Source organism: Fructobacillus ficulneus, from assembly GCF_001047075.2.
In the GTDB taxonomy this organism is placed as follows: Bacteria; Bacillota; Bacilli; order Lactobacillales; family Lactobacillaceae; genus Fructobacillus; species Fructobacillus ficulneus.
The window spans coordinates 3,576-13,216 of sequence record NZ_DF967991.1; the positions used below are offsets into that span (position 1 = coordinate 3,576).

General features: G+C 47.0%; 9 protein-coding genes. 5 read left to right on the plus strand and 4 right to left on the minus strand.

Features of this window, described 5'->3' with window-relative positions; genetic code table 11:
• Together radA and dut are read right to left on the minus strand one after the other, a co-directional pair.
• Positions 1-1,110, minus strand: a 1,110-nt coding sequence (gene radA / locus AOQ29_RS01750; RefSeq protein WP_061992831.1) for a DNA repair protein RadA, incomplete at its 3' end; no start/stop codon positions are given.
• The gene (gene dut / locus AOQ29_RS01755) at positions 1,110-1,580 is read right to left on the minus strand and encodes a dUTP diphosphatase (protein ID WP_083989211.1); all 471 of its coding nucleotides are present in this window, start codon (positions 1,578-1,580) and stop codon (positions 1,110-1,112) included. The genes radA and dut, both read right to left, overlap by 1 nt.
• Before the next feature lie 100 nt (positions 1,581-1,680).
• On the opposite strand from dut, the gene AOQ29_RS01760 reads away from it, so the two are divergent.
• Together AOQ29_RS01760 and AOQ29_RS01765 are read left to right on the plus strand one after the other, a co-directional pair.
• A complete protein-coding gene (locus AOQ29_RS01760; RefSeq protein WP_083989213.1) occupies positions 1,681-1,992 on the plus strand; it encodes a GNAT family N-acetyltransferase in 312 nt (103 codons plus the stop codon).
• Positions 1,993-2,182: 190 nt separating this feature from the next.
• Positions 2,183-3,310 (plus strand): P-loop NTPase family protein, encoded by a 1,128-nt coding sequence (locus tag AOQ29_RS01765; RefSeq protein WP_061992832.1) that lies wholly within the window; start codon positions 2,183-2,185, stop codon positions 3,308-3,310.
• Between the two features lie 49 nt (positions 3,311-3,359).
• On the opposite strand, the gene AOQ29_RS01770 is transcribed toward AOQ29_RS01765, so the two are convergent.
• Positions 3,360-5,525, minus strand: a complete 2,166-nt coding sequence (locus AOQ29_RS01770; RefSeq protein WP_061992833.1) for an AAA family ATPase — start codon at positions 5,523-5,525, stop codon at positions 3,360-3,362.
• Positions 5,526-5,589: 64 nt separating this feature from the next.
• Positions 5,590-5,868, minus strand: a complete 279-nt coding sequence (locus tag AOQ29_RS01775) for a hypothetical protein (RefSeq protein WP_061992834.1) — start codon at positions 5,866-5,868, stop codon at positions 5,590-5,592.
• A 210-nt stretch (positions 5,869-6,078) separates the two neighbouring features.
• Here AOQ29_RS01775 and AOQ29_RS01780 point away from each other — a divergent pair, with 210 nt between their 5' ends.
• The 3 genes from AOQ29_RS01780 to AOQ29_RS01790 all read left to right on the plus strand — a co-directional run bounded on the left by AOQ29_RS01780 (position 6,079) and on the right by AOQ29_RS01790 (position 9,624).
• A complete protein-coding gene (locus AOQ29_RS01780) occupies positions 6,079-7,263 on the plus strand; it encodes an AbrB/MazE/SpoVT family DNA-binding domain-containing protein (protein ID WP_061992835.1) in 1,185 nt (394 codons plus the stop codon).
• Positions 7,264-7,285: 22 nt separating this feature from the next.
• Positions 7,286-8,836, plus strand: a complete 1,551-nt coding sequence (rlmD, locus tag AOQ29_RS01785; protein ID WP_083989215.1) for a 23S rRNA (uracil(1939)-C(5))-methyltransferase RlmD — start codon at positions 7,286-7,288, stop codon at positions 8,834-8,836.
• An 83-nt stretch (positions 8,837-8,919) separates the two neighbouring features.
• Positions 8,920-9,624, plus strand: coding sequence for a hypothetical protein (locus AOQ29_RS01790; RefSeq protein WP_061992836.1), 705 nt, complete (start codon positions 8,920-8,922; stop codon positions 9,622-9,624).
• Positions 9,625-9,641 lie beyond the last annotated feature (17 nt).

Sequence of the window (9,641 nt, forward strand, 5' to 3'; positions counted from 1 at the left end):
CAAATCAATCGCTGGTTCATCCAGGCGGACACCCCCAGCGGCCTTCAAGTAGGCATCCTGGTTTTGCAAGAGCAAGCCGGCCCGTTTTTCCAAGACGGCCATGATGACCGAAACCCGGTTGCGGTCCAAGCCAGTCGCCGTCCGCTGCGCATTACCAAAGACGGATGGCGTCACTAGGGCCTGGAGTTCGGCCAAGATGGGCCGGTTCCCTTCCAGGGTAGCGACAATCGCCGATCCAGTCGCCCCGGCCAACCGTTCTTCCAAGAAAATTTCCGACGGGTTTTCGACCTCGGACAAACCAAAGTCACGCATCTCAAAGATGCCCAGTTCATTGGTCGCCCCGTACCGGTTTTTAACGGCCCGGAGAATCCGGTACTTATAGTGCTGGTCCCCTTCAAAGTACAAGACCGTATCAACCATGTGCTCCAAAATCTTAGGACCGGCAATGGCCCCATCTTTGGTTACGTGACCAACGATAAAGACCGAGATGTTATTGGTCTTGGCAATCTGAAGCAAGTCAGCCGTGACTTCGCGAATTTGAGCCACCGACCCAATCGGTGAAGTGACATCCGGTTCCTGCATCGTCTGGACTGAATCAATCACCAAAAAGTCTGGCTGCAACTCTTCGACCTGCTTCTTAATGGCCGTCATATCCGTTTCGGGATAGAGGTAAAAGTCTTGGCCGCCAACTTGGAGGCGGTCAGCCCGCATTTTGACCTGCGAAGCCGATTCTTCCCCGGTCACGTATAAGACCTTCCCCTTCTCGGACAACTGGCCTGAGACCTGGAGCAGGAGCGTTGATTTTCCAATGCCGGGATCCCCACCGATAAGGACGAGGCTACCAGCAACAACGCCACCACCCAAGACCCGGTTCAGTTCTTTCAAACCAGTCTTGACCTTGGGCGTTTCTTCCAAGGAAATATCATTGATGGCTTGAACCTTGGCGGCCTTTCCGTCGAGGCCAACCCGGGCCTTGCGGTTAGTGGTTTCCGGTTGAATCGTTTCCTCAACAAAGGTTCCCCACTCGCCGCAGTTCGGGCACCGACCTAAATACCGGGCCGAAATAAAGTCACAGTTGGAACAAATAAATTGGGTTTTAACCTTGGCCATTAGCCCTCCCCAGTTGACCCAAAGCCACCGGCCCGCACAGCTTTAATGCTGTCGGCGTCTTGGTCAGCTAACAAATATGGTAAGAAGATTCCTTGGGCAATCCGGTCACCCTTGGCAATGACGACTTCTTCATCGCTCAAATTAAGGACTTGAACCATGATTTCGCCTTCGTTTTGTTCATTATTATAGTAGTCGGCATCAATAATCCCAACGGCATTGGGCATCACCAAGTGCTTCTTCTTGGGCAATGATGACCGCGAAACGAGTTGCAAGTATTCATTAGCTTGCATGTAGGCCTTGATTCCAGTTGGTACTAAGACCGGCTTTTGGTTGTTCGCACTTTTAGCCGGAATTGTGATATCCACGGCAGCAGCAAAGTCATAGCCGGCTGCTTGCTCAGTTGACCGAGCCGGCAGGGTGAGACCGGCCTCTACATACTTGCTCACAATTTCAAATCCACGAATTTTCATTTCAAACCCCTTTACATTCTGGTAAATTTATCATATAACCAGTTTATTATACGTCATCGAGGGGGATTTCTAAACCATCCCCAGCAGATTGGAGGTTTCCATGACTATCATTGCTCAACCCGGTGCTTTTTACTACCAAGTAGATGGCCAAACCCGCGGCGAAGTTACCTACAAAACGGACCCCAACCGGCCAATCTTGGTCTTAGACCATACCTACGTCGACCCTGCTCTCCGCGGTCAAAATATCGCCCGCCAGTTGGTTGACGCGGTCGTAGCCCAAGCCCGGATGGAAAATAAAAAAATCCAACCAGCCTGTCGCTATGCGGCCGTCCTCTTTCGACGGTTCGCTGATGAATACCAAGATGTTGCCCTGCCGAGCCGACCGGAAGATGAAGCCTGCCGCCTTGATTAAGTCAGGTCCAGGTGTAAAACTGATTAACCGTTTATTCCAATGTGGAATAAACGGTTTTTAATTTTCCAACGGGCGCAATAAACAAGACAAAGTACAGCAAAAACGTCCAGTGTACAAGCGCTCAATTTTTTCATAAAATAAAGGCAGAAGTAGGCAATACCACAAGGTTTAAGACACCGAGGTTAGTGCCATGAAACGTTATCAAAATATCCCAGACAGTCCCTTTACTCCCGCTTTTGGGAAAGCACCACAGGAAGTCATTGGTCGGTCACAAATTCAAGACCACCTGGCCTTTGCTGTTGACCACCCCAACAGTCAGTACACCAAAACCCTCATTACCGGTGTCCGAGGTGGCGGCAAGACGACCATCTTAGATCAATTTGAAAAGTCTGCCCAAGACGAAGCAGACTTATTTGTGATTTCTACTACTGCTGGTAAGGCCAAGTCCCTGGCTGAACAAATTCTGGGTCAAATTAGCCAATTCTACCAAGACCAAAGGATGCTACCAAAGATTAAAAACCTAACGCTGACCGTCAGTGGCTTGGTGGCCGTGCGATTTGAACACCAAAAAACCGAAGTGCCATTCTCTCAGGCCATCACCACCTTTATGGATGATTTTCAAATGCAGGGACAGCCCAACCTAGCACCCAACAAGCTCATCATCACCGTCGATGAAGGCCAAGCCGACCTTCTCGGTCTTCGAGCCATCGGCACCGCCTTCCAACAGTGGCAACGCCATAACTACAACGTCATGATTATCGTTGCCGGCCTGCCTTCGTTAACCAGTAAAATTGGTCAAGATAAAGCCCTGTCCTTTTTGAGCCGGTCCGCCCGCTACCGGACAACACCGCTCGACCAAGACCAAGTTGCTACCATGTACTACCAGACCTTTCAAACGGCAGATATTCCAATCAGTCAACCTTTGGCCACAGCGATGGCCCAGGCTTCTCAAGGCTATCCCTACCTCGTTCAACTCCTTGGCTCTTATATCTGGTCCCAAGTAAAGTTAGACCATCGTCCCCCTTCACTACCCGAAGCGCTAGCCAATGCAGAGGCTGACCTGGAACGAACCGTCTACGACCTCATTAGCCACGACCTAACACAAAGTGGCAAAGAAATGCTTGTTGCCTTAACCACAGTCCGAGGCTTTGTCCAAGCAGAAGACTTAGTTAGCCGAATTCATCAGACCAAGGGGCAAATTAAAGCCATTCTCGCAGACCTGGATAACCTCGGTGTGATTGAATGTGTCGACCACGATTTCTACTGGTTAGCCTTACCCTTCTTCAAAGCTTATATCCTGAAAAACTTTACAGAATAAGAAAAGCCCCAGTCGGTGACCCGACTGGGGTTAATTTGTAATCAATTCATTAGTCTTTGGCGTCTTCAGACTTTGAATCAGCAGGTTCTGCTTCTTCAACAGCTGAGATCACAACCTTGCCATCAACCATGTCGGCTGAAAGAGCTTTCTTGCCTGGGTTGTCCAAGTAGAAGTCTGTGACTTGGTCACGGATTTGTTGCTCGATTACTCGACGAAGTGGACGAGCTCCAAGGGCTTCATCGTAACCATCCTCGATAAGGTGGTTCTTAACATCGTCCGAGATTGTCAATGTCAAGTCCTTCTTAGCCAAGGTCTTGTCAACATCGGCCAACATCAAGTCAACGATTTGTCCTAAGTCTTCCTTAGTCAAGGCTGAGAATTCAACCACACCGTTGAAACGGTTCAAAAATTCTGGACGGAAGAACTTTGCCAACCGATCCATCAACTCGCCTTCTTCGGCTTCCTTTGAACCAAAGCCAGCGTTAGAAGTTGCAATCACAACCGTGTTCTTGAAGTTCACAACGTTTCCTTGACCATCAGTCAACCGACCATCGTCTAAGACCTGCAAGAGCAAAGTCAAGACTTGTGGGTTGGCCTTTTCAATTTCATCCAAGAGGACGATTGAGTAAGGGTTTCGACGAACCTTTTCAGTCAAGGTGTTTGAGTTGTCGTCATAACCAACGTAACCAGCAGTTGCTCCGACTAACTTTGAAACTGCAGTTAAGTCAGAATACTCAGACATATCCAAACGGATGATTGAATCCTTTGAACCAAAGAGGTCTTGAGCTAATTGCTTTGCCAATTCGGTCTTACCAACACCAGTTGGTCCGACGAAGAGGAATGATCCGATTGGACGATTTCCTTCATCGAAGCCGGCCCGGTTACGACGGATGGCCCGAGCAACCATATTGACGGCCTCGTCTTGACCAATAACCTTACCGGCCAAACGAGCATCGATTTGCTTCAAGTGCTCAATATCTGAGGCACCCATTTGTGAAACTGGGATACCAGTCAACCGTTCAACGGCTTCAGCAACATCGTTTGGTGTGGCCTTAACCTTGTCGACGTTCTTAGCTGAATCAATCTTCTTTTGAATGTCGGCCATTTCGTTCTTAACCTTCAAGGCCTTTTCAAAGTCTTCAGCAGCAACCGCTTGTTCTTGGTCTTGCTTCAAAGTTGCTAACTTCTTTTCCAAAGTAACCTTGTCAGTAGCAGGGTTCTTAGCTGACAAGTGGGCAGCCGTCATATCGATCAAATCAATGGCCTTATCAGGTAATGACCGTTGTGGAATGTACTGGATTGAGTAGTCCACCGCTGCCTGCAAAACATTTTCAGGTAATTCAACGTTGTGGTGCTTCTCGTAGAGTGGTGCGATACCTTCCAAAATCTTGAGAGTATCGGCAGCTGAAGGAGCATTAACTTGGACTTCGTTGAAACGACGAGCCAAGGCAGCGTTCTTCAAAATCGTGTTCCGATATTCATCTTGAGTGGTGGCTCCAATTAGAGACAACTCACCACGGGAAAGGGCTGGCTTTAAGATATCTGCCAAGCCTTTACCACCGTCTTCCCCACCGGTTGATCCGGCACCAAGGATTTGGTGGATTTCGTCGAAGAACAAGACCACGTTACCGGCTTGCTTAACTTCGTCGACTAACTTCTGGACGTTTTCTTCAAAGGCACCACGGTATTGGGTACCTGCTTCCAAAGCAGAAATATCAATTGAGTAGATTTGCTTGTCTTGGATAGCTGCTGGGACATCCCCGGCAACAATTGCCTGTGCAAGACCTTCGATAACGGCAGTCTTACCAACACCAGCATCTCCAACGAGGACAGGGTTATTCTTTGTTCGACGGCTCAAAATTTCCGCTGTTTCTTGAATTTCCTTGTTTCGTCCGATAACTGGGTCAAGCAAGCCATCTTTAGCTTCTTGGGTTAAGTTACGACCCAACTTAGCTAAGACACCATCTTGCTTAACTTGTCCTGGCTTGGCTGCTTGTGGGCGACCATTGCCAGCCGTTTGACCAGCTGCCGCATCATTAGGGAGCTGACCGGTTTGCCGATATTGTGCGAACTCTTCAGGAGTTACTTCTCGGCCGTTGATGAGATAACGACGGTTTTCGGAATTCATTCCACCTAAGTTACCCATCATATTGTCAAAGATACTGTTCATATCTGAGTTAAAGTTGTTGTTAAATGCATCGTTTTGATTTGCCATGAATAAATTTACCTTCCTCTAGTTTATATATTTTTTCATGTTTGAAATTGGCTCAAACTATGATTTATTTATCAGAATCTAAATCATCAATCTGATTTAATTCCTCTGCCGTTAGATCCGGCTTTTGATAGTTTTGTTCCAATTCCTTTAAGACTTGCCACATTTCCATTTTCTGGGCCCGGGCTAAGGCATCTAAGTCACGAATGTTGAGGGACGTGGCCTGACTTTGAGCTTTGTTAAAGGACCGATGAATGGTTGTATAACCATAACCGGAACTTTTTGAAACTCGATAGATTGTTAGTGACTTATCAATGAGATAAGCCTTGATATTAAAGCGGACCATTTTGGTCACCCCAATTCGTATTTCCTTTTACTAACATTCTTCCACCTCCACAACTATTATTATAGCACATATATGATATAACACAAGTGTGCTATATCTATTTTTTGATTTTTTTTATAAAATAAAGCTAACCCGGTTAACCATGCGGTTGCGGGCAGAGTCACTCTAATTTCTTTTAAGAGTTTCTACTATTAAATATTGAGGTGCCGAATGGCCAACCAGCATTACCAACTTGAAATCCCCGTTGAAGCCCTAGAAAGCCTGCACCTGGAGGCCGGCGATAGCTTAAGTCTCAGCGTCAAACCCGGGGCCCTTACGCTGACCCCCCTTAAAAAACAAAGCGCCAGCCAAGAGTTATCGATTCGCCGATTTTTAATCCCGACTATTTTAGCGACCATCGCCTTTGCTTTTTATATCCTCTGGCAAAAAAATGCCTTGATTCCCCTAACGGGAAACAACTCCATTGCGACTGCCGTTATCTTCGTCGGTGAATTAACCGGAATGGGGGCCTTTATCCGCCTGCACTTACAAAAAATTGCGGCTGAGACCGACCCCGTTGAGAGACGGACCGAATGGCGGCTTGCTCCAACTTTGCTCCTATCGATTGCCCTAATCCAGGCCTTTGCTTCTGTCACCCTCTTCTGGGCCATCGGCTACCTGTTCCAAGCCGCTTCCTTTGATCGGCTGACTGCCACAATCTTATTTTTTGTCTTCATTGGCATCATCAACTACTTAATGGTTTACCTGGTAACGTTAATTTCAACCCCCTTTATGATGAGTCTCTTGATTGTGACCATCGCCTGTGGTGTCTTGGTGGCTATGGTGACCAATTCCCAACAACTTTGGTGGCAACATAACTTTTCCTTTCTAGGAACGTCTAAGGCCCATTTTGCCTGGACTTTCAATGCCACCTTAATTATTGCTGGAATTCTCTGGGCAACCTTGATTGACTACCTCTTCGTGCCCATTCAAAAGCGGTTACCAAAAAATTGGCGGCTTTGGATTTTAAGAATCTTTTTAACATTTGACGCCCTGTGCCTGTTATCAATTGGCGCTTTACCCAATAATCCTGGCCTATCACACTTTGCCCATGATTTAGCCGCCAACCTCCTAATCCTCGGCACCGGTTTGCCAATGCTCTTAAGTTACTGGCTCCTACCAAATGCCATTAAAGAATTTAGGTTCTTTTCTCTAGGAACTGCTCTCGGCATGATGGCTTCAGCTTTTCTCTTCTATGGTATCCGCTATCTGTCACTAACTGCTTTTGAAATCATTATGCTTGGCCTGGGTATTTCTTGGCTCTTGCTTTTGATGCAAAACATTCACACACTTTATACCAACCAACCACTTTCTTATCAAATCAAGCTTGAGTCCCAAAGCCAAGTAACCGATTAAGACCAATCACAAAGGAACATTTATGCCTCAAGAAAATCAACACTCAAAGCCGTTTGCCAAAAACGGACACAAGCCCTACAGTAAAAAGCCTAACCAAGGTGGTTACAAGGGCCAAAAGAACTCGAACTGGTCAAAAGACCAAGGACACAGTTCATCATCTCGCCGACCAAACAACAACTACCGCAGCCGTCCTGGCCAAGACCGGCCAGTCGAAGTAAAAATTGGCCAAAAATTTCCACTCACCATTAAGCGTCTCGGTATTAACGGTGAAGGAATTGGCTACTTCAAGCGCAAGATTGTCTTTATTCCGGGGGCTTTGCCCGGTGAAGTGGTCACGGCCAAAGTGACCGACTTTACTGAAAAGTTTATCGAAGCCAAGGTCGTAACAATCCGCGAACGGTCAGAAGACCGGGTCGAACCAGAAGATCCAGCTGCTGACTTGGTTGGGGGTTTCGAATTAGCCCACTTGGCTTATCCAGCCCAACTGGCCTTTAAAAAGGACCTGATTCAACAAGCCCTAGAGAAGTTCCAACCCCGTGGCTATGAACATTTCCAAATCAAGGACACCCTTGGCATGGAAACACCCTACCACTACCGGAACAAGGCCTCATTGCCCATTCGGAAAATTAAGGGTGAATTGAAGCTTGGTTTGTACAAGCGTGGCACACACGATTTGGTTGATTTACCACAGATTGCGACCCAAGACGAAAGTTCGATGACGATTGTCCGCCAAGTTGGTCAAATCTTGGATGCTGCTTCCGTTTCCTTCTACAATGAAGAGAAGAATTCCGGTTTAGTCAAGACGGTGATTGTCCGAGCCAACCAAGCCGGTCAGGCCCAAGTTGTCTTAGTGACCAACACCGAAGAATTCCCCGGTCAAGAAGCTATCATTAGTTCCTTAACTGAAAAGATCCCTGCTATTACAGGAATTTTCCAGAACATTAATCCCGGAAAAACCTCTTTGATTTGGGGTGAAGAAACGGTTAAGCTATGGGGTGATGATTACCTCCAGGAAGAAATTCTCGGACTAACATTCTCACTTTCACCACGGGCCTTCTTGCAATTGAACTACGAGCAAATGACCAAGACCTACGAAACAGCCATCCAAGCCTTAAACTTGAGTAAGAATGACCGGTTAGTTGATGCATATTCCGGAGTCGGAACTCTGGGACTTTCAATGGCCTTTTTGGTCAAGGAAGTTCGGGGAATGGAAATCATTCCCGAAGCCGTGGCCGATGCCAAAAAGAACGCAGTGGATAACGATATCGAAAACGCTCATTATGAAGTCGGTACAGCGGAAGACGTCTTCCCACAATGGGCCCGCGATGGCTTTAAGCCAACGGCCTTGGTCGTTGATCCACCCCGTCCCGGTTTGGAACCCGGCTTTATCCGTGCCATTTTAAAGGCTAAGCCTGAGAAGTTTGTCTACATCTCATGTAACCCCTCAACTTTGGCCCGCGACTTGGCAGAGCTTGAGGACGTTTACCAAGTTGACTTCATTCAACCTGTTGACATGTTCCCCCAAACACCGCGTTGGGAAGGTGTCGTTAAACTCTCCTTAAAGAAAAAATAAAGTTTTAAGCCGTTGGTTTTAACGGCTTTTTATTTTATAATGAAGCTAATGTAATTTTAATGATGAGGGTTGAGGAGTGATTTATGTACTATCGCGATGGCAAATATTTAGAACTCAGTTGGCACCAAGTTTATTTCTACTTTTTCTTATCTCTGTTTTTTGATTCACTTGGCAACGGTCTTTCTGTTTCCACGAACCTAGGTTCAGCTCCGTGGACCGCTGGTGCCGCTAACTTGTCCAATGTTACTGGCGTTCCCATCGCCTACTACCTGGCCGGCACAACCTTCTTGGTTGCCATCGCTAACATTTTCTTGGCTCATAAGTTTGTTTTGAAGCGTTTTATGGGCAATATTGCCTTCGGCTTAATGTTTTCCTTTTTAGCCGGCTTCTTCAATAGCCTCTTTATCTCAATGGGCATTCAAAGCCAAGCCCTTTGGCTTAAAATCATCCTAGACTTATTTGGCGTAGCGATGGTTGGGGTGGCAATCTCGGCCTACCAACGGGTCAACTTCATTTTGCACCCAATCGACGATATGACCAACATCTTACGATTCTCGTACTTCCACGGTTCAGCCCCCAAGGCCCAGATGTCTAACTTCATCTTCGCCATTAGTATCTCCTTACTTTGTTGGGCAGTTTCAGGCAAGATTGTTGCTTTGAACATTGGGACGGCCTTCTCCTTCTTCATGCAAGGTAATATCATTGCATGGTCAGACCGCTTGGTCTTCCCCCACCTTGTCCACGGTAATATGGACATGACCCATAAAGATATTCCAGTCCAAAATTAAAAAGTTCGCCCCCCCCA

Bases quoted from the DNA above. Each gene is read 5' to 3' on its own strand.
- dut (WP_083989211.1), bottom strand. From the start codon at position 1,580: ATGAAAATTCGTGGATTTGAAATTGTGAGCAAGTATGTAGAGGCCGGT.
- AOQ29_RS01760 (WP_083989213.1), top strand. From the start codon at position 1,681: ATGACTATCATTGCTCAACCCGGTGCTTTTTACTACCAAGTAGATGGC.
- AOQ29_RS01765 (WP_061992832.1), top strand. From the start codon at position 2,183: ATGAAACGTTATCAAAATATCCCAGACAGTCCCTTTACTCCCGCTTTT.
- AOQ29_RS01770 (WP_061992833.1), bottom strand. From the start codon at position 5,525: ATGGCAAATCAAAACGATGCATTTAACAACAACTTTAACTCAGATATG.
- AOQ29_RS01775 (WP_061992834.1), bottom strand. From the start codon at position 5,868: ATGGTCCGCTTTAATATCAAGGCTTATCTCATTGATAAGTCACTAACA.
- AOQ29_RS01780 (WP_061992835.1), top strand. From the start codon at position 6,079: ATGGCCAACCAGCATTACCAACTTGAAATCCCCGTTGAAGCCCTAGAA.
- rlmD (WP_083989215.1), top strand. From the start codon at position 7,286: ATGCCTCAAGAAAATCAACACTCAAAGCCGTTTGCCAAAAACGGACAC.
- AOQ29_RS01790 (WP_061992836.1), top strand. From the start codon at position 8,920: ATGTACTATCGCGATGGCAAATATTTAGAACTCAGTTGGCACCAAGTT.